At 77.3% G+C, this 21,314-nt stretch carries 1 protein-coding gene and 1 pseudogene; both read right to left on the bottom strand.

The window, feature by feature from the left end:
• Positions 1 to 11: 11 nt before the first annotated feature.
• Complete coding sequence (locus tag ACFVUY_RS07800) at positions 12 to 5,411, bottom strand: SDR family NAD(P)-dependent oxidoreductase (protein WP_387728114.1); 5,400 nt, start codon at positions 5,409 to 5,411, stop codon at positions 12 to 14.
• 5 nt (positions 5,412 to 5,416) lie between these two features.
• Positions 5,417 to 21,073, bottom strand: a pseudogene (locus ACFVUY_RS07795) (type I polyketide synthase); the annotation flags it as partial.
• Positions 21,074 to 21,314 lie beyond the last annotated feature (241 nt).

Genomic DNA, 21,314 nt, shown 5'->3' with positions numbered 1-21,314 from the left:
CCGTACTGCGGTCAGGAATCACGTTCGCCGAGGGCCAGCCTCAGCAGGCTTTCGCCGTCCATCTCGTCGATCGACTCGATGGCGGTCACGGGTGCGGCGTCCTCGGCGGCGGGCGCGGACTCCTGCGAGGCGAGCCGCAGCAGCGGCTCCAGCAGTCCGGACTCGCGCAGCCGGGACACCGGGACGGTGAGCAGGGCGCGGCGCGCCTGCTCCGCCTCGTCGGCGTCGAGGGCGTCGTCGCCGAGCAGTTCGGCCGTGATCTGCTCGGCCAGCGCCCTCGGGGTGGGGTGGTCGAAGATCAGGGTGGCGGGCAGGGCCAGCCCGGTGGCCGCGGTCAGCCGGTCGCGCAGTTCGACCGCGGTCAGCGAGTCGAACCCCAGGTCGCGGAAGGCCTTGTCGGCGACGACCGACCCGGCCGCGCTGTGGCCGAGGACCAGCGCGGCCTGCTGCTGCACGGTCTCCAGCAGCAGGGCGAGGCCGTCCTCACCGGACAGCCCGGCGAGGCGCTCGCGCAGCGCGCTGCCGTCCTGCGGACCGCCGGCGGCGCCCCCGGCGAGGACCTGCCGCACCTCGGGGACGTCCTCGATCAGCGGCTGCGGGTGGTACGCGGTGAAGCCGGGCACGAAGGCCTGCCAGTCCACGTCCGCGACGGTCACGCAGACGTCGCCGGTCCGGATCGCCGTGTCCATCGCCTCCAGGGCGAGGTCCGGGGCCATCGCCCGCAGGCCGCGGCGGCGCAGGAACTCCTCGGCGTCGGCGCCGCCGGCCATGCCCTCGCCCGCCCACGGGCCCCAGGCCACGGAGGTGGCCGCCAGCCCGCGGGCCCGGCGGTCGACGGCGAGGGCGTCCAGCGCGGCGTTCGCCACCGCGTACGCGGACTGCCCGCCGCTGCCCCAGACGCTGGCGACGGAGGAGAAGAGCACGAAGTAGTCGAGGGGGGTGTCCCCCAGCAGCTCGTCCAGGCAGACCGCGCCTTCGGCCTTGCCGTCCACGATCGCCGCGAACCCGGCGCGCGCGGTGCTGCCGAACGGCGTCGGGTCGCCGACGCCGGCCGCGTGCACCACGCCGCTCAGCGGGAACTCCGCCGGGACGGCGGCCAGTACCCCGGCCATCCCTTCCCGGTCCGCCGTGTCGCAGGCGGCGACGGTCACCCGGGCGCCCAGCGCCTCCAGTTCCGCGACCAGCTCCGCCGCCCCCGGCGCCGTCCGGCCCCGGCGGGAGACCAGCACCAGGTGGGGAACGCCCTGACCGGCCAGCCGGCGCGCCACGGCGGCGCCCAGCGCTCCGGTACCGCCGGTGACCAGGACGGTTCCGGTGGCGGGGGCGGGATCGGCCGTCACCGGCCCGGTTCCCGCCGGGACCAGCCGGCGGGCGAAGGTCCCGGTGGCCCGGACGGCGACCTGGTCCTCGGTTCCGGACAGCACCTCGGCCATCCGGTCACCGAGCACCGGCCCCGCCGGACCGCAGACGTCCACCAGCCCGCCCCACAGGCCGGGCAGCTCCAGGCCGACCACCCGGCCCAGGCCCCAGATCCGGGCGTGTCCGGGCCGGACGGTCTCCTCCTCGCGCACGGTCACCGCGCCGGAGGTGACCCACCAGAGCGGCACCCTCAGGTCCAGGGCGGTGAGCGCGTCGATCAGGTCCAGGGCGTCGGCGACGGGGTCGGCGTCCGGGGCCGTGCCGGGGAAGGCCAGCACCCCGGCCGGGTCGGCGATCCGGGCGAGGTCGTCCGCCAGCCGCTCGGTCGTGGTCCGCACCACCCGGGCGCCCGCCCGCTCGACGGCGGACAGGCAGGCCTCGGCCAGGCCGAACCCCGGTTCGCCGGACTCCGCCGCCCCGGCGGGCAGCACCGCCAGCCAGCTGCCGGTCAGCAGCGGCGGAACGGCCGCGGTGGGCACCGGCTTCCAGGTGATCCGGTAGCGCCAGGCGTCGGATCGCTCCTCCGGCCGGGCGGGGTGACGCGCGACGGGCGGCTGCGCCCAGTAGTGCTGCCGGTCGAAGGCGTACCGGGGCAGCAGCGCCCGGTGCCCGCCCCAGTCGGCGTAGACGGCCGGCCAGTCCACGGCCGTCCCGGCGGTCCAGAGCGCGCCGAGCGCGGCCAGGGCGCTCTCCGTCTCGTCCCGCCCGCGGCGCAGCAGCGGCGCGAAGGTGCCCTTGGCGTCGGCCTGTCGGGCCAGGGCGGACAGCACGCCGTCGGGGCCGAGTTCGGCGAAGCGGGTCACGTCCTCGCCGCCCAGGGTGGCGACGCCGTCGGCGAAGCGGACGGCCTCGCGGACCTGGCGCAGCCAGTAGTCGGGGGTGGTGAGCAGGCCGGGCTCGGCGATCCCGCCGGTCAGGTTCGACACGATCGGGACCTGCGGCTCGGCGAAGGTCAACTCTGCAAGCACCGCGGCGAATTCTTCGAGCATCGGCTCCATCAGGGCCGAGTGAAAGGCGTGCGAGACGGTCAGTCGACGGGTCTTGCGGTCCTCGGCCGACCAGCGGGCCGCGAACTCCTCCACCACCTCGACCGGTCCGGAAACCACCACCGAATGCGGCCCGTTGACGGCCGCCACGTCCAGCCGGTCGCCGATCTCCGCCCGCACCTCGGCCTCGGCGGCCTGCACCGCCAGCATCGCCCCGCCCTCGGGCAGCGCGTCCATCAGCCGGCCCCGCGCCGCCACCAGGGCACACGCGTCCGCCAGCGAGAACACCCCGGCGCAGTGCGCCGCCGCCACCTCACCGATCGAATGCCCGAGCAGGAAGTCGGGCATCACACCCCAGGCTTCCAGCAGCCGGAAGGAGGCCACCTCGACCGCGAACAGCCCGGCCTGCGCCCACACCGTACGGTCCAGATCCTCGACGCCGTCGAGGACGACCTCCCGCACCGACCGCCCGAGCCTCCCGTCCAACTCCGCACAGACCGCGTCGAAAGCCCCGGCGAACACCGGGAACGCCTCGTACAGCCCCCGGCCCATCCCGACCCGCTGCGCACCCTGACCCGTGAACAGGAACGCCGTCCGCCCCTCGCCGGCCGGGTCGCCCGCGGCCAGCGCGTCGAGCGCGGCGGTGAACGCCTCCCGGTCGCCGCCGAGCAGGACCGCGCGGTGCTCCATGACGGTACGGGCGAGCAGCCCGCGCCCGACGTCCACCGGTCCGGCCTCCGGCGTGGCGGCCACGAAGGCCCGCAGCCGGCGTGCCTGGGCCCGCAGGCCGTCGGCCGTCCGGGCCGAGAGCGGCCAGGGCACGAGGGCCGGGGCGCTCGCCGGTTCGGGGGCCACGAGGGCCTCGCCCTGCTCGATGACCACGTGGGCGTTGGTGCCGCTCACCCCGAAGGAGGAGATCGCCGCCCGGCGCGCCCGGTCCGCCTCCGGCCACGGCCGGGCCTCGGTCAGCAGTTCCACCGCGCCCGCCGACCAGTCCACCAGCGGTGTCGGCTCGTCCACGTGCAGGGTGGCCGGCAGCACGCCGTGCCGCATCGCCAGCACCATCTTGATCACGCCCGCCACCCCGGCCGCGGCCTGGGTGTGGCCGAGGTTGGACTTCACCGAGCCGAGCAGCAGCGGACGGCCTTCGGGCCGGCCCTGGCCGTACGTGGCGAGCAGCGCCTGGGCCTCGATCGGGTCGCCGAGGCGGGTGCCGGTGCCGTGCGCCTCCACCGCGTCCACCTCGGCGGGCGAGAGTCCGGCGGCGGCCAGGGCCTCCCGGATCACCCGCTGCTGGGACGGCCCGTTGGGGGCCGTCAGCCCGCTGGAGGCGCCGTCCTGGTTGACCGCGCTGCCCCGCACCACCGCGAGCACCTCGTGCCCGAGCCGCCGGGCGTCGGAGAGCCGTTCCACCAGCAGCACGCCGGCGCCTTCGGCCCAGCCCATTCCGTCGGCGGCGGCGGCGAAGGACTTGCAGCGGCCGTCCGCGGCCACGCCCTGCCCGCCGCCCAGCGAGCCGAACACCTCGGGCGCGGCCATCACGGTCACCCCGCCGGCCAGCGCCAGGTCGCACTCCCCGCCCCGGAGGGCCTGCACGGCCAGGTGCAGGGCGACCAGCGAGGAGGAGCAGGCGGTGTCCACGGTGACGGCGGGGCCCTCCAGGCCGAAGGCGTAGGCCACCCGGCCGGAGACCACGCTGCCCGCGGTGGCGGTGCCGAGGTAGGCCTCGGCGCCCTCGCCCCCGCCGGGGAGGTAGTCGTGGTACATCATCCCGGCGAACACCCCGGTCCGGCTGCCGCGCAGCCGCTCCGGGTCCAGTCCGGCGTACTCGAAGGCCTCCCAGGAGGCTTCGAGGAACAGCCGCTGCTGCGGGTCCATCGCCAGCGCCTCGCGCGGCGAGATCCCGAAGAACGCCGGGTCGAACCAGCCCGCCTCGTGCACGAAGCCGGCCTGCCGCGTGCCGTCGCCGCCCAGGGCCGCGAGGTTCCAGCCGCGGTCGGTGGGCAGTCCCGACTGGCCCTCGCCGCCGGTGGCGACCAGCCGCCACAGCTCCTCCGGGGTGGCGATCCCGCCGGGCAGCCGGCAGGCCATCCCGACGATCGCGATCGGCTCCCGGGCCTTCTCGTGCACCTCGCGCAGCTCCTGGCGGGCCTCCTGCAACGCGGCCGTGGCCTGGCGCAGGTACCGGAGCAGCTCTTCTTCCCTGGTCACGCTCATGTCGTCTCCCCCGGATCTCACTGCGACTGGTCGAGGATCTGGAACAGCTCCTCCGCGGTCGCCGTCTCCAGGCTCGCCGCACTGTCGGTGGTGCCGAACTCGCCGAATCGGGCGGCCAGTTCGCGTAGCCGTCGGCCGACCTCGGCCCGCTCGGAGCCGTCGGTTCCGACGTTCTTCAGGACTTCCTCGAACCTGGCCAGCTCGTCCAGGGCGCTCGCGGCCGGGGCGGCCGGCGCCGGGGCGAGCTCGTCCCGGAGGTGACGCGCCAGGTCCAGCGGCGTGGGGTAGTCGAAGATCAGCGTCGCCGGCAGCCGCAGCCCGGTGGCCAGGGCCAGCCGGTTGCGCAGCTCGACGCCGGTGAGCGAGTCCATGCCGACCTTCAGGAAGCCCCGCTCGGCACCGACCGAGCCCGCCGAGTCGTGGCCCAGCACCGTGGCGGCCTGGGTGCGCACCAGGTCGAGCAGCGCCTCCAGCCGCTCCCGGTCGGAGAGGCCGGCCAGCCGCTCGGGCAGGTGCGCGTCGCGGGCCGCGGCCCCGGTCCGACCGCCCGCCCCGGACGCCGTCGGCGCCGCGGGGATCAGACCGCGCAGCAGCGGGGGCAGCAGCCCCTGGGTCCGCAGCGCGGCGGTGTCCAGGTTGATCGGCACGACCACGGCGGTACCGGCGGCCAGGCCCGCGTCGAACAGCGCCAGGCCCTCCGCGGTGGACACCGGCGTCATGCCGAGCCGGCGCACCCGGTTGACGTCCAGTTCGGTCAGGTTCCCGGTCATCCCGGTCGGCTGCGCCCACGGGCCCCACGCGAAGGAGACCGTGTCGAGCCCCTCCGCCCGGCGGGCCTGGGCGAAGGCGTCCAGGAAGGCGTTGGCCGCGGCGTAGTTGGCCTGGCCCGCGCCGCCGAAGGTGCCGGCCGCCGAGGAGAAGAGGTGGAAGCCGGACAGTCCGGTGCCGCGGGTCAGCTCGGCCAGGTGCAGCGCACCGCCGACCTTGGCGTGCAGGACCCGGTCGACGCGCGCCGGGTCGAGCCCGACGAGCACGCCGTCGTCCAGTTCGCCGACCGCGTGCACGACAGTGCGCAGCGGGGCGTCGGCCGGGATGCCGGCCAGCAGCGCGGCCGCCGCCGTGCGGTCGCCCACGTCGCAGGCCGCGATCTCGGCCTCGGCGCCCAGGTCGGCCAGTTCGGCGACCAGTTCGGCGGCGCCGGGGGCCTGCGGCCCGCGCCGGCCGGCCAGCACCAGGTGCCGGACGCCGTGCTCGATCACCAGGTGCCGGGCCAGCGCCTGGCCCAAGGTGCCGGTGCCGCCGGTGATCAGCACGGTGCCGTCCGGGTCGAACACCGGGGTGTCCGGCCGGGCCGGTACGGCCAGTCGGGCCAGCCTCGGCACCCGCACGGCGCCGGACCGCAGCGCGGCCTGGGGCTCGTCGGTGCCCAGCGCGGCGAGCAGGGCCGCGGCGGTGTCCTCGTGGCCGTCCTCGTCGAGCAGCACGAACCGGCCGGGGTGCTCGGACTGGGCGGACTTCAGCAGGCCCCAGGCCGCCGCCGCGGGCAGGTCGGCGGGGGCCTCGGCCGGGTCGGCCGCGACGGCGCCCCGGGTGACCAGCACCAGGCGGGAGGAGCCGAAGCGGTCGTCGGCGAGCCACTGCTGGGCCAGCGCCAGCGCCGTGTGGGTGGCGGTGCGGACCGCCTCGGCCGGGTCGCCGCCGGTGGCGCCGGCGAGCGGGACCAGGACGGTCGCGGGCTCGTCGGTGCCGGTGAGCGCCGCCGCCACCGCGGCGAGGTCCCGGTGGCGCTCGGGCGGGGCGCCGGCGGCGGTGAGCCGCTCGGCGAGCCCGGACGGGTCGTCACCGGCCAGCAGCAGGCGGCCGGGCCGGGTGTCCCCGGCCGGGGCGGCCCCGGTCCACTCGACCTGGAACAGCGACTGTCCGGGGGCCGGGGCGGTGCCGAGGCCGTCCGGCACCGGCCGGGAGACCAGCGCCTCGACCGAGGCGACGGCGAGCCCGGTGTCGTCCGCGGCCTGGAGGGTGATCCCGTCCGCCTCGGCGAAGGCCAGCCGGACCCGCAGCGAGGTGACGCCCCGCTGGTGGCAGCCGACCCCGCGCCAGGCGAACGGCAGCTCGGCCCGGGCCCGTTCGCCGCGCTCGGACTCGTGCAGCGCCCGCAGCATGCCGATGCCGTGCAGCGCCGCGTCCAGCAGCGCCGGGTGGACGCCGAAGCGCTCGGCGTCCGGGCCCGGCTCCGGCAGGGACACCTCGGCGAAGATCTGCTCGTCCCGGCGCCAGGCGGCGCGCAGGCCCTGGAAGGTCGGGCCGTACGCGTAGCCGCGCGCCTCCAGCTCCTGGTAGAAGCCGCCGAGGCCGATCGGCTCGGCGTCCCGCGGCGGCCACTGGGCGAGGTCGAACGCCGGGGCGGGCGGCTCCGGGGCCAGGGTCGCGGTGGCGTGCCGGGTCCAGCCGTCGGTGCCGGCGGCGGCCGTGCCGTCGTCCGGCCGGGAGTAGACGCTCAGCATCCGGCGTCCCGCGGCGTCCGGGGCCTGGACGACGGCCTGCAGGCGTACCGCGCCGTGCTCCGGAAGGAGCAGCGGGGTCTCCAGGGTGAGCTCCTCGACGTGGTCGCAGCCGACCTGCGCGCCGGCCTGCACCGCGATCTCGACGAAGGCGGTACCGGGCAGCAGGACGGTGCCGAGCACGGCGTGGTCGGCCAGCCAGGGCTGGGAGCGGCGGGAGAGCCGGCCGGTCATCAGGACGGCGTCCAGCCCGGCGAGGTCGGCGGCGGCGCCGAGCAGCGGGTGCCCGGTGACGCCGAGCCCGGCCGTGGCGGCCTCGGCCGCGCCGGAGCCGGCCCCGGAGCCGCCGAGCCAGTAGCGCCTGCTCTGGAAGGCGTAGGTGGGCAGGTCGACGGTGCGGGCGCCGAGGCCGCCGAGCAGCCGCGCCCAGTCCACGGCGAGGCCGCGCACGTGCGCCTCGGCGGCGGAGGTCCACAGCCGGTCCAGGCCGCCCTGGTCGCGCCGCAGCGAGCCGACCACGGCGCCGCCGCCGGTGACGGCCTCGTCCAGGTCGTCCAGGGTCTCCTGGATGCCGACGGTGTGCATCGGGTGCGGGCTGGCCTCGACGAAGTGCCGGTAGCCCTCGGCCGCGACGGCGCGCACGGCCTGCTCGAAGCCGACCGTGTTGCGCAGGTTGCGGTACCAGTACCCGGCGTCCAGCTCGGCGGAGTCCGTCCAGCGGCCGAGCGCGGTGGAGTAGAAGGAGACCGCGGAGGAGCGCGGGGTGATCCCGGCGAGTTCCGCGGCCAGCCGCTCCTCGACGGCCTCGACCTGGGCCGAGTGCGAGGCGTAGTCGACCGCGATCCGGCGGACCCGGACCCCGTCCGCCTCGCAGCCGGCGAAGAACTCCTCCAGGGCCCCGGTCTCGCCCGAGACCACCACGGAGGAGGGCCCGTTGACGGCGGCGACGGAGAGCCGCCCCGTCCACGGGGCGATCCGTTCCCCGGCCTTCGCGGCGGGGAGCGCGACCGAGACCATGCCGCCCTTGCCGGACAGCGCGGTGATCGCCCGGCTGCGCACGGCCACCACCCGGGCGGCGTCCTCCAGCGACAGCGCGCCGATCACGCAGGCGGCCGCGATCTCGCCCTGCGAGTGGCCGATCACCGCGTCCGGTTCGACGCCCCAGGAGCGCCAGACCGCGGCGAGCGAGACCATCATCGCCCACAGGGCCGGCTGGACCACGTCGACCCGGTCCAGCGCGGCCGCGCCCTCGACGCCGCGCACCACGTCCACCAACGACCAGTCGGTGTACGGGGCGAGCGCCTCGTCGCAGGCGGCGATGTGCTCGGCGAAGACCTCCGAGGAGTCCATCAGCCCGGCGGCCATGCCGGCCCACTGGGCGCCCTGGCCGGCGAACACGAACACGGTGCGGCCGTTCACGGCCGAGCCGGTCGGGGTGCCTTCGGGGGTCTGCCCCGCGGCCAGCCCGGCGAGGCCGCCGCGCAGCTCGGCCCGGTCGGCGGCGAGCACCACGGCGCGCTCGGCGAACGGGGTGCGGGTGGTCGCCAGCGAGTAGGCGAGGTCGCCGAGGTCCGCCGCGGGCTCGGCGTCCAGGTGCGCCAGCAGCCGTTCGGCCTGCTCGCGCAGGGCCTGCGGGCCGCGGGCGGAGAGCACGAAGGGCAGCGCGCCGGCCTCGCGCTCCGCGCGCGGCTCCTCCTCGGGCTCCGGGGCCTGCTCCAGGACGGCGTGGGCGTTCGTGCCGGTCCCGCCGAAGGAGGAGACGCCGGCCCGGCGCGGGCCCTCGGTGCTCGGCCAGGGGCGGGCCTCGGTCAGCAGCTCGACCCGGCCCGCGCTCCAGTCGACGTGCGGGGTCGGCTCCTCGGCGAACAGGGTCGGCGGCAGGACGCCGGCGCGCAGCGCCATCACGGTCTTGATCACGCCGGCGACGCCGGAGACGGACTGGGTGTGCCCGATGTTGGACTTCAGCGAGCCGAGCCCGACCGGCCGGTCCTCGGGGCGGTCCTGACCGTACGTCGCGATGACGGCCTGGGCCTCGATCGGGTCGCCGAGCGAGGTGCCGGTGCCGTGCGCCTCGACCAGGTCGATGTCGCTCGGCCGCACCCCGGCGCTGGCCAGCGCCTGGCGGATGACCCGCTGCTGGGACGGCCCGTTGGGTGCGGTCAGGCCGTTGGAGGCGCCGTCCTGGTTGGTCGCCGATCCGGTGTACAGGGCGAGCACGGGGTGGCCGTTGCGGCGCGCCTCCGAGAGGCGCTCCAGGACCACCACGCCGACGCCCTCGCCCCAGTTGGTGCCGTCGGCGTCGGCGGCGAACGCCTTGCAGCGGCCGTCCGGCGCCAGGCCGCGCTGGCGGCTGAACTCGGTGAAGGAGACCGGGGTGGGCAGCACGGTGACGCCGCCGGCCAGGGCGAGCGTGCACTCGCCGTTGCGCACCGCCTGCCAGGCGAGGTGCAGCGCCACCAGCGAGGAGGAGCAGGCGGTGTCCACGGTGACCGCCGGGCCCTCCAGGCCGAGCGTGTACGCGAGCCGCCCGGACACCGCGGCGGTGCCCGTCCCGGCCAGGAAGAAGCCCTCGGAGGCGGCGATGCCGTCCTGCGCGTCCACGCCGTAGCCCTGGAAGGAGGTGCCGACGTAGACGCCGGCCTTGGCGCCGGCCATCGTCGCCGGGTTGATCCGGGCCCGCTCCAGGGCCTCCCAGGCCGCCTCCAGCAGCACCCGCTGCTGGGGGTCCAGGGTGATCGCCTCGCGCGGGCTGATGCCGAAGAACTCGGCGTCGAAGTGGCCGGCGCCCTCCAGGAAGCCGCCCTCGCGGACGTAGGTGGTGCCGGGCCGGTCCGGGTCGGGGTGGTAGAGCGCGTCCAGGTCCCAGCCGCGGTCGGTGGGGAACGGGGTGACGGCGTCCTGGCGGGCCAGCACCAGCTCCCACAGGTCCTCCGGGGAGCGGACGCCGCCGGGGAAGCGGCAGCCGATGCCGACGATGGCGATCGGGTCGTCGTCCGCGGGCGCCGCGCCGTGCTCCGGCGCGGGGGCCGCGGTGGCCGGGGCGCCGAGCAGCAGGGTGGCCAGGTGGTCGGCGACGGCGGCCGGCGTCGGGTGGTCGAAGACCATGGTGGCCGGCAGCCGCAGCCCGGTGGCGGTGCGCAGCCGGTTGCGGACCTCGACCGCCATGATCGAGTCCAGGCCGACCTCGCGGAACGCCCGGGCGGGCTCGACGTCCCCGGGCCCGGGGTAGCCGAGCACGGCGGCGGTGTGGGTGCGGACCAGGTCGAGGACGACCCGGCCGCGCTCGCCCGCGGGGAGGGCGGCCAGCCGCTGGGCGAACTCGCCCTCGCCCGCGGGCGCCGCGGTCGGCGGCCCGGAGTCGGCGAGCGCCTCCCGGGCCTCGGGGATCTCGTCGACCAGCGGCCGCTCGCGGGCGGCGCTGTAGGCCGGGGCGAAGGCGGCCCAGTCGATGTCGGCGACGGTCAGCAGGGTCTCGTCGTCGGCGAGCGCCTGGCCGAGCGCGGTGACCGCGAGCTGCGGGTCCATCAGGGCCAGGCCCCGCCGGCCGAGGACGGCCATCGCCTCGTCGGTGGCCATGCCGCCGCCGGCCCAGCCGCCCCAGGCGACCGAGGTGGCGCGCAGCCCGAGCGAGCGCCGGTACTGGGCGAGCGCGTCCAGGCGGGCGTTGGCGGCCGCGTAGGCGGCCTGGCCGCTGCCGCCCCAGACGGCCGCGCCGGAGGAGAACAGGACGAAGGCCTCCAGGCCGTCCCCGGCGAGTTCGTGCAGGTGGACGGCGCCGGCGACCTTGGCCTCCAGGGTGGCGGCCAGTTCCGCGACGTCGGTGTGCAGCACGGGCGTGCTCTGGGCGACGCCGGCCGCGTGCACGACGGCGGTGAGCTCCGGCAGCCGCGCCAGCAGGGCGGCGACGGCGGAGCGGTCGGTGACGTCCACGGCCTCGATCCGGACCTCGGCGCCGAGCGCGGTCAGCTCCGCGGCCAGTTCCGCGGCGCCGGGGGCGGCCGGTCCGCGCCGGCCGGCCAGCACCAGCCGTTCGGCGCCGGCCCGGGCCAGCCAGCGGGCCACGTGGCCGCCGACGGCGCCCGTCCCGCCGGTGACCAGGACGGTGCCGCGGGGCTGCCAGCCGTCCGGGCCCGCGGCGTCCTCGCGCGGGGCCCGGACCATCCGGCGGCCGAAGACACCGGCGGCCCGCAGGGCCACCTGGTCCTCGCCGGTGGCGCCGTGGAGCACGGCGGCCACCCGGGCGAGGGTGCGGTCGTCCGGGTCGGCGGGCAGGTCGAGCAGGCCGATCCGACGGCCGGTGAGCTCCAGTCCGGCGGTCAGGCCGAGGCCCCAGGCGCCGGCCTGCTCCGGGCGGGTCAGCGGGTCGGCGGCCCCGACCGAGACCGCGGCCCGGGTGGCGATCCAGAGCGGTGCCGTGCCGCCGGCCGCCTCCACGGCCCGGACCAGGGCGAGGGTGCGGGCCAGCCCGCGGGAGAGCACCGGGTGGTCCGGGTGGGTCTCCTCGTCCAGGGCCAGCAGCGAGAGCACGCCGGCCGGCCCCTCGGCCACCGCCTCGGCGATCCGCTCGCCGAGGCCGTCGCCGGACGGGTCGTCGGCGGCGGGCGAGACGGTCACCACGCGGGCCCCGTGCTCGCCGAGCGCCCGGGCGCAGAACGCGGCGGTCCCGTCGTCCTCGCCGCCCGGGACGACCAGCAGCCAGGTGCCGGAGAGTTCGGCGCCCTCGGTGCGGGCGATGCGCCGCCAGCGCACCCGGTAGCGCCAGTTGTCGATGGTGGAGCCGTCCCGGCGGCGTGCCCGCCAGGAGGAGAGCACCGGCAGCGCGGGCGCGGCGGCGGCCAGCGCGGCGCGGGCGTCCGGGTCGTCCACGCCGAGCGCCTCGGCCAGCCCGGCCGGGTCTGCCTCGGAGACCGCCGCCCAGAACCGCTCCTCGGCCGGGTCGCGCAGGGCGTCGCCGGCCGCGGCGCCGTGCGCCGCCGGCAGGTCGAGCCAGTAGCGCTGCCGCTGGAACGCGTAGGTGGGCAGCTCGACGGGGGTGGCCGGGGCGCCGCCGAGGACTGTGGACCAGTCCGGGCGGGCGCCGTGGACGTGTGCCTCGGCGAGCGAGCGCAGGAACCGGGCCGGGCCGCCCTCGTCGCGGCGCAGGGTGCCGACCACGGTCACCTCGCCGGTGCCGGGGAGTTCCTCGGCGGCCTCCTGCACGCCGGGGCCCAGCACCGGGTGCGGGCTGGACTCGACGAAGGTGCGGTAGCCGTCCTCCAGCAGGGAGCGGACGGCGTGGGCGAACCGGACCGGCTCGCGCATGTTGCGGTACCAGTAGGCGGTGTCCAGCTCGGTGGTGTCGAGCGCGCCGCCGGTCACGGTGGAGTAGAAGGCCGTCCGGGCGGGCTGCGGCTCGATGCCGGCCAGCGCCTCCAGCACGGCCTCGCGCAGCGGCTCGACCTGCGGCGAGTGGCCGGCGCCGTTGACCCGGACCTTGCGCACCCGCACGTCCTCGGCGGCCAGCGCCTCGACGAACCCGTCGACCGTCCCCGGGTCTCCGGCGACCACGATCGAGCGCGGGCCGTTGACGGCGGCGATGTGCAGCTCGCCCGGCCAGGCCTCGATCCGGGCGGCCACCTCGTCCTCGGGCAGCGAGACCGATGCCATGGCGCCCTGTCCGGCGAGCGCCAGGAGCATCCGGCTGCGCAGCGCGACGATCCGCATCGCGTCGGACAGTGTGAGCGCGCCCGCGACGTGGGCCGCCGCGATCTCCCCCTGGGAGTGCCCCACCACGGCGGCGGGGGTGATGCCGTGCGAGCGCCAGAGCGCGGCCAGCGACACCATCATGGTGAACAGCACGGGCTGGACGACGTCCATCCGCTCGATCGGCGGGGCGTCCTCGGCGCCGCGCAGCACGTCCTCCACCGACCAGTCGGCGTACTGGGCCAGGGCGGTGTCACAGGCCCGGACGGAGTCGCGGAAGACCTCGGAGGCCTCCAGTAGACCGGCGGCCATGCCGGCCCACTGGGTGCCCTGGCCGGGGAAGACGAACACGGTGCGGCCCCCGGCGGCGGCGACGCCGCGCACCAGGCCCTCGGCCGTCCGGTCCTCGGCGAGCGCCGTCAGCAGCTCGGTGAAGGACTCCCGGTCGTCGGCGAGGAGCACCGCGCGGTGGTCGAAGGCGGAGCGGCCGGACGACAGCGCTCCGGCGATCTGACCGTCCGTCAGTTCCGGCCGGGTGGAGAGGTGTTCGCGCAGCCGTGCGGCCTGCGCGCGCAGCGCGGCCTCGCCGCGGGCGGACAGCAGCCAGGGGGTGGGGGCGCCGTCCAGGGACGGGGCGGCCGGCCGCGCCGGGGCCTCGGCCCGCTCCGGCGCCTCCTCCAGGATCACGTGGACGTTGGTGCCGCTCATGCCGAACGAGGAGACGCCCGCCCGGCGGGTGCGACCGCCCCGCGGCCACGGCACCGGTTCGGTGAGCAGGCGCAGCGCGCCCGCCGACCAGTCCACGTGCGGGGTCGGCTCGTCCACGTGCAGGGTGGCGGGCAGCAGGTCGTGCCGCATCGCCTGGACCATCTTGATCACGGCGGCGACGCCGCCCGCGGACTGGGTGTGCCCGATGTTGGACTTGACCGAGCCGAGCCACACCGGGCGGTCGGCCTCCCGGTCCCGGCCGTAGACGGCCTGGAGCGCCCGTGCCTCGATCGGGTCGCCCAGCTCGGTGCCGGTGCCGTGCGCCTCGATGGCGTCGACGTCGCCGGGGGCGAGCCGGGCGGCGCTCAGCGCCTGCCGGATGACCTTCTGCTGGGCCCGGCCGCTGGGGGCGGTCAGCCCGTTGCTGGCGCCGTCGTGGTTGACGGCGGTGCCGCGGACCAGGGCCAGCACCCGGTGGCCGTTGCGGCGGGCGTCGGAGAGCCGCTCGACCAGCAGCATGCCGGCGCCCTCGCCCCAGCCGGTGCCGTCGGCGGCGGCGGCGAAGGCCTTGCAGCGGCCGTCGGTGGAGACCGCGCCGCCCTGGGTGCCCTCGACGAACATGGTCGGCACGACCATCAGGGTCACGCCGCCGACCAGGGCGAGCGAGCAGTCGCCGCGCCCGAGCGCCTCGCCCGCCGTGTGCAGCGCCACCAGCGAGGAGGAGCAGGCGGTGTCGATGGACAGCGCCGGGCCCTCCAGGCCGAGGCTGTACGCGACCCGGCCGGAGGTGACGGAGGCGGCGGTGCCGAGCATCAGGTGCGGGCCGATGCCCTCGGGCACCTCGGTGGCGCCGACGCTGTAGCCGGTGGTGGCGTTGCCGACGAAGACGCCGGTCGGGCTGCCGTGCAGCGTGGTCGGGTCGATCCCGGCGCTCTCGATCGCCTCCCAGGCCGTCTCCAGCAGCAGCCGCTGCTGCGGGTCCATCGCCAGGGCCTCGCGCGGGCTGATGCCGAAGAAGGCGGGGTCGAAGTCGGCCAGGCCGTCGACGAAGCCGCCGTCGAGGCCGTCCGCGAAGCCCTCCGGGAAGGCTCCGAGGTCCCAGCCGCGGTCGGTGGGCACCGGGGTCATGGCGTCCACGCCCTGGCTGACGATCCGCCACAGCCCCTCGGGGGTGTCGGCGCCGCCGGGCAGTCGGCAGCTCATGCCGATGATCGCCAGCGGGTCGTCGGCCGGGCCGGTGGCGGCCACCGGGGCCGGGCCGGCGGTGGCGGTCCCGGACGCGGGCTCGGCCTCGGTCTCTCCGAGCAGTTCGCGACCGAGTTCCTCGGCGAGCAGCGCCGGGGTCGGGTGGTCGAAGACCAGGGTGGCCGGCAGCCGCAGCCCGGTGACGGCGGAGAGCCGGTTGCGCAGCTCGACCGCGGTCAGCGAGTCGACCCCGAGCTCCTTGAACGCCCGGTTCGGGTCGACCGGTTCGGGCCCGGCGAAGCCGAGCACGGCGGCGGCCTGGCCGCGCACCTGCTCCAGCAGCAGCCGGAGCCGGTCCTCCGCGCCGAGTCCGGCCAGCCGGCGGCCGAGGGTCGAACCGGCGGCGGCCGGGTCGGCGCCGGAGACGCGCCGGGTGCCGCCGCGGACGAGTTCGCGCAGCAGCGGCGGCAGCGACCCCGCGCCGGCGGCCAGGGCGGCCTGGTCCAGCCCGGTGGCGACCAGCGCCGGGTGGGGCAGGGCGAGCGCCGCGTCCAGGGCCGCGAGGCCGCGCTCGACGGAGAGCGGCGGGAAGGCGGAGCGGGCGATGCGCTCGCGCTCGGCCCCGGTGAGCCGGCTGGTCATGCCGGCGGTGTCCTGCCACGCGCCCCAGGCCAGCGACAGCGCGGGCAGCCCGGCGGCGCGCCGGCGGTGGGCGAGGGCGTCGAGGTAGGCGTTGGCGGCGGCGTAGCCGGCCTGCCCGGCGCTGCCCAGGGTGCCGGCGGCGGAGGAGTAGAGCACGAAGGCCGCCAGGTCGGCGTGCCGGGTCAGCTCGTCCAGGTGCGCGGCGGCGTCCGCCTTGGCGCGCAGGACGGCGGCGGCGCGCTGCGGGGTCAGGCCGGTGACCACGGCGTCGTCCACCACGCCGGCCAGGTGGAACACCCCGGTCAGCGGGCGGGCGAGCCCGGCCAGCACCGCGGCGAGCGCGTCCCGGTCGGCGGCGTCGCAGGCGAGCAGTTCGACCTGCGCGCCCCGTTCGGCCAGCGCCTCGGTGAGCGCGGCGGCGCCCTCGGCGGCGGGCCCGGTACGGCTGAGCAGGGTGAGGTGGCGGACGCCGTGGGCGGTCGCCAGGTGCTCGGCGAGGACCCGGCCGAGGCCGCCGGTGCCGCCGGTGACCAGGACGGTGCCGTCCGGGTCGAAGGCGCGCGGCAGGGTGAGGACGACCTTGCCGATCTGGCGGGCCTGGCCGACGTGGCGGAACGCCTCGGGGGCGGTGCGCACGTCCCAGGCGCGCAGCGGCGGCAGCCGCAGCTCGCCGGCGCGGAACAGCTCCAGCAGGGTGGCGAGGATCTCGCCGATCCGCTCGGGGCCGGCCTCGATCAGGTCGAAGGCCTGGTAGCGCACGCCGGGGTGGCGGGCGGCGACCTCGCCGGGGTCGCGGACGTCGGTCTTGCCCATCTCGATGAAGCGGCCGCCGCGCGGCAGCAGGTCGAGCGAGGCGTCGACGAACTCGCCGGCCAGGGCGTCCAGCACCACGTCCATGCCGCGGCCGTCGGTGGCCTCGGCGAAGCGCCGGGCGAAGCCGGTGTCCCGGGAGGAGGCGATCCGGTCGGCGGCGACGCCCAGGGCGCGCACCGCCTCCCACTTGGCCGGGCTGGCGGTGCCGTAGACCTCGGCGCCCAGGTGCCGGGCGACCTGGACGGCGGCGGTGCCGACGCCGCCCGCGGCGGCGTGGATCAGCACCGACTCGCCGGCCCGCAGGCCGGCCAGGTCCACCAGGCCGTAGTAGGCGGTGGCGTAGGCGATCGGGACGGCCGCGGCCTCGGCGAAGGACCAGTGCGCGGGCATCGGCGCGAGCAGCCGGTGGTCGGTGACGGCGACGGGGCCGAACGCGGCCGGGCAGAGGCCGAACACCCGGTCGCCCGGGCGCAGGCCCTCGACGTCCGGTCCGACCTCCAGCACCACGCCGGCGGCCTCGCCGCCGAGCACGACCTCGCCCGGGTACATGCCGAGCGCTCCCAGCACGTCGCGGAAGTTCAGGCCCGCCGCGCGCACGCCGAGCCGCACCGCGCCGGAGGCCAGCGGGGCGGCCGGGTCGACCGGCAGCAGTTCGAGGGCCTCCAGGGTGCCCGGGTCGCGGGTGTCCAGCCGCCAGGCCGCGGCTCCGGCCGGGGCCTGCAGGCCGGCGGGCACGGCCGCGCGGACCAGTCGGGCGGCGGCGAGTTCGCCGTCGCGCAGCGCCAGTTGGGGTTCGCCGCAGGCGACGGCGGCGGTCAGCACCTCGGTCGGCACCGGCACCCCGGCGGGGGCGTCCAGCAGGACGAAGCGGTCGGGGTGCTCGGTCTGCGCGGTGCGCACCAGGCCCCAGGCGGCGGCGCCGGCCGGGTCGGCGACCGGGTCGCCGGGGGCGGCGGCGACCGCGTCGCGGGTGAGCACCACCAGGCGGGCGGGTGTGAAGCGGTCGTCGGCCAGCCAGTCCTGGAGCACCGTCAGCACCCAGGCGACGGCCTCCTGGGCCGAGCCGGCCGGGCAGGGCAGCACCACGATTCCGGGCACGTGGCCGTCCTCGTCGACGGCCGCGGCCAGGGCGTCCTCGGCGTCCAGCAGCGCGAGGTCCGCGGGCACGGCGACCTCGGTGCCGCCGTCCGCCGGGCGCCGCCAGTCGACCCGGTACAGCCCGGCCGGGTCGACGGACGGACCGGCGGGGGCGGCCGCGCGCAGCACGAGGCGCTCGACGGTGACGACCGGCCGGCCGTCGCCGTCCCAGGCCACCAGGGAGAGCGCGTCCTCACCCAGCGGGGTGATCCGGGCGCGGAGGCCGGGGGCGCCGGAGGCGCGCAGGGCGACCCCGGTCCAGGAGAACGGCAGTCCGGCGGTGAGCGGGGTGCCGTCGGCTCCCCCGTCGGCCGTCGAACGGACCGCGAGGGCGTGCAGGACGGCGTCCAGCAGCGCCGGGTGCAGGCCGTAGCGGCGGGCCTCCTCGGGGTCTTTGGCCCGGGCCTCCAGCAGGATCGCGTCACCGTGGCGCCAGGCGGCGGCCAGGCCGCGGAAGGCCGGGCCGTACGCCAGTCCGGCCGTGTCCAGCAGCTCGTACACGGCGTCCACGTCGGCCGGGGCGGCGTCGGCGGGGGGCCACTGCTGCGGCGCCGGTTCGGCCGCCGCGCCGTCGGCGGTGGGGGCCAGCACGCCGGTCGCGTGCCGGGTCCAGGGCCGGTCCGGCCAGTTGTCGTCGGCCCGCTCCTCGGGCCGGGCATGCACCGTGACGGTGCGGCGGCCGTCCGGGCCGGCGGCGCCGACCGCCACCTGGACCTGGACCGCGCCGCGGTCGGGCAGCGCCAGCGGGGCCTCCAGGACCAGTTCGTCGAGGTCCCCGCAGCCGGCCTGGTCGCCCGCGTGGACGGCGAGTTCGACGAAGGCGGTGCCCGGAACGACGACCCGGCCGTGCACCCGGTGGTCGGCCAGCCACGGGTGGGCGTCGGCGGACAGCCGTGCGGTGAACAGCAGTTCGTCCCCGCCGGCGAGCGAGATCCCGGCGCCGATCATCGGGTGGCCGATGGCGCTCAGGCCCGCCGCGGTGACGTCGCCGCGCCAGGAGGCGGTGTTGGGCCAGTACGGCGCGGTCTCGAAGGCGTAGGTCGGCAGGTCCAGCAGGCGTCCGTCACCGAAGACGGCGGCCCAGTCGACGGCGCCGCCGTGCACGTGCAGGCCGGCCAGCGCGGTGGCGACGCTCAGCGGCTCGGGCCGGTCGCGGCGCAGCAGCGGGGCCAGGAAGACGGTGTCCTCGCGGTGGGCGAGGCTCTCCCGGGCCATGGCGGTGAGCACGCCGTCGGGCCCGAGTTCGAGGTAGCGGGTGACGCCCTGCCCGTCGAGGTGCCGGACCCCGTCGGCGAACCGGACGGTCTCGCGGACCTGCCGGACCCAGTGGTCCGGGTCGGCCAGCTGCTCGGCGCCGACGGGGGCGCCGGTGAGGTTGGAGACCACCGGGATCACCGGCGGCCGGAACGCGAGCCCCGCGACGACCTCGCGGAACTCCGCCAGCATGCCGTCCATGTGCGGCGAGTGGAAGGCGTGCGAGACCCGCAGCTCGCGGGTGCGCAGGCCGCGTTCGCGCCAGGTGGCGGCGAGCGCCAGGACCGCTTCGCGGTCGCCGGAGACGACCGTCGAGGCCGGCCCGTTGACGGCGGCGACGGCGACCCGGTCGGCCACCGCGGCCAGGTCCTCGCGGACCCGCGCCTCGTCCGCGCCGACGGCGAGCATCGCGCCGCCCTCGGGCATCGCCTGCATCAGCCGGCCGCGCGCGGCGACCAGGGTGCAGGCGTCGTCCAGCGGGAGCGCGCCCGCGACGTGGGCGGCGGCGACCTCGCCGACCGAGTGGCCGAGCAGGAAGTCGGGGGCCGGGCCGAAGGCGGTCGCCAGGCGGTACAGCGCCACCTCGACGGCGAACAGCGCGGCCTGGGTGTAGGCGGTCCGGTCGAGCAGCGCGGCGGTGTCGCTGCCGGGCTCGGCGTCGAGCACGGCGCGCAGCGGCGGGTCGAAGTGCGGGTCCAGCCGTTCGCACACCTCGGCCAGGGCCTCGGCGAACACGGGCTGGGCGGCGGCCAGTTCGGCGCCCATCCGGGCACGCTGGGCGCCCTGGCCGGTAAACAGGAAGGCCAGCTTGCCGCTCCTGCGGGCGGCGGCGCCGCGCACCACCCGGCCGCTCTCGGTGCCGTCCTCCAGCGCGGCCAGGCCGGCCAGCAGGCCGGCGCGGTCGGCCGCGACGACCACCGCGCGGTGGCTCAGCGCGGCGCGGGTGACGGCCAGCGAGCGGCCGAGGTCCGCCGGGCGCACCTCCGGGTCGGCCGTCAGCAGGGCGCGCAGCCGCGCGGCCAGGCCGCGCAGCGCGGCCTCGCTCTTGGCACCGAGGACGAAGGGGAGTTCCCCGCCGGCCGGGCCTGCCACGGCCTCCGCCGACCCGGGCTCCGCGGCCGCCGGCTCGTCGGCCGCGGGCTCGTCGGCCTCCTCCAGGATGATGTGGGCGTTGGTGCCGCTGATGCCGAACGAGGAGACGCCCGCGCGGCGCGGCTCGGCGCCGCGCGGCCAGGGCCGGGACTCGGTGAGCAGTTCCACCGCGCCGGCCGACCAGTCCACGTGCGGGGTCGGTCCGTCGACGTGCAGGGTGGCCGGCAGCACGCCGTGCCGCAGGGCCATCACGGCCTTGATCACGCCGGCCACGCCGGCCGCGGCCTGGGCGTGCCCGATGTTGGACTTGACCGAGCCGAGCCACAGCGGGCGGTCCTGCGCCCGGCCCTGGCCGTAGGTGGCCAGCAGGGCCTGGGCCTCGATCGGGTCGCCCAGCTCGGTGCCGGTGCCGTGCGCCTCGACCAGGTCGACGTCCCCGGTGGACAGCTTGGCGCCGGCCAGGGCCTGCATGATGACCCGCTGCTGGGACGGCCCGTTGGGGGCGGTGAGCCCGTTGGAGGCGCCGTCCTGGTTGGCCGCCGAGCCGCGCACCACGGCGAGCACCGGGTGCCCGAGCCGGCGCGCGTCGGAGAGCCGCTCCACCAGGAGCACGCCGACGCCCTCGGACCAGCCGGTGCCGTCGGCCGCGGCGGCGAAGGACTTGCAGCGGCCGTCCCCGGCCAGCCCGCGCTGCTTGCTGAACTCGGTGAACACGCCCGGGGTGGCCATCACGGTGACGCCGCCGACCAGTGCCAGCGAGCACTCGCCCTGGCGCACCGAACGGGCGGCCAGGTGGAGCGCGACCAGGGAGGAGGAGCAGGCGGTGTCCACGGTGATCGCGGGGCCCTCCAGGCCCATCGCGTAGGAGACCCGGCCCGAGATGACGGCGCTGGCGCCGCCGGTGAGCAGGTAGCCCTCGCCGCCCTCGTGCGGCGCCCCGGCGACCAGCGCGGTGTACTTCTGGTCGCCGGCGCCGATGAAGACGCCGGTGTCGCTGCCGCGCAGCGAGGTGGGGTCGAGGCGGGCGCGCTCGACGGCCTCCCAGCACGCCTGGAGCAGCAGCCGCTGCTGCGGGTCCATCGCCAGCGCCTCGCGCGGCGAGATGTCGAAGAACCCGGGGTCGAACTCGGTGGCCCCGGTGACGAAGCCGCCCTCGCGCACGTAGCTGGTCGCGGCCCGGTCCGGGTCGTCGTCGAAGAGGTGGTCGAGGGCCCAGCCGCGGTCCTCCGGGAAGGGGCCGATGGCGTCGGCGCCGTCGGCCACCAGCCGCCAGAGGTCCTCCGGTGAACGGACGCCGCCGGGGAACCGGCAACTCATCCCGATGATCGCCAGCGGTTCGGCGTCCGCCGCCTCGAAATCGGCCAGACGCTGCCTGGTCCGGTGGAGATCGGCGGTGACCCGCTTCAGATAATCGCGAAGCGTATCCTTATCAACCATCTGGTGAAACCCTCTTCCACGGATGGCGCGACGAATAGACGGAGACGACCGGCCGGCCCGTTACGGGAATTCCTGGACTTTCGCCGCCGCCGCGTGCACCAGCCGCCCAATTCACCGGTCCCGCCCGACGCAGGCTAATCGCGGCCCGGCACCGTCAACCACCCCTAGCCTCAAGGATTCCCCCTTAACCAGCACGCCGCCGGGAAGGATAGGGGTTGACCCCTCATCACCGTCCGCCGGA

It is taken from the genome of Kitasatospora sp. NPDC058063 (assembly GCF_042885395.1).
Lineage (GTDB): Bacteria > Actinomycetota > Actinomycetes > Streptomycetales > Streptomycetaceae > Kitasatospora > Kitasatospora lactacystinica.
The sequence above is the reverse complement of the archived record's forward strand: the minus strand, read 5'-3'. Positions and strand labels throughout refer to the sequence as shown.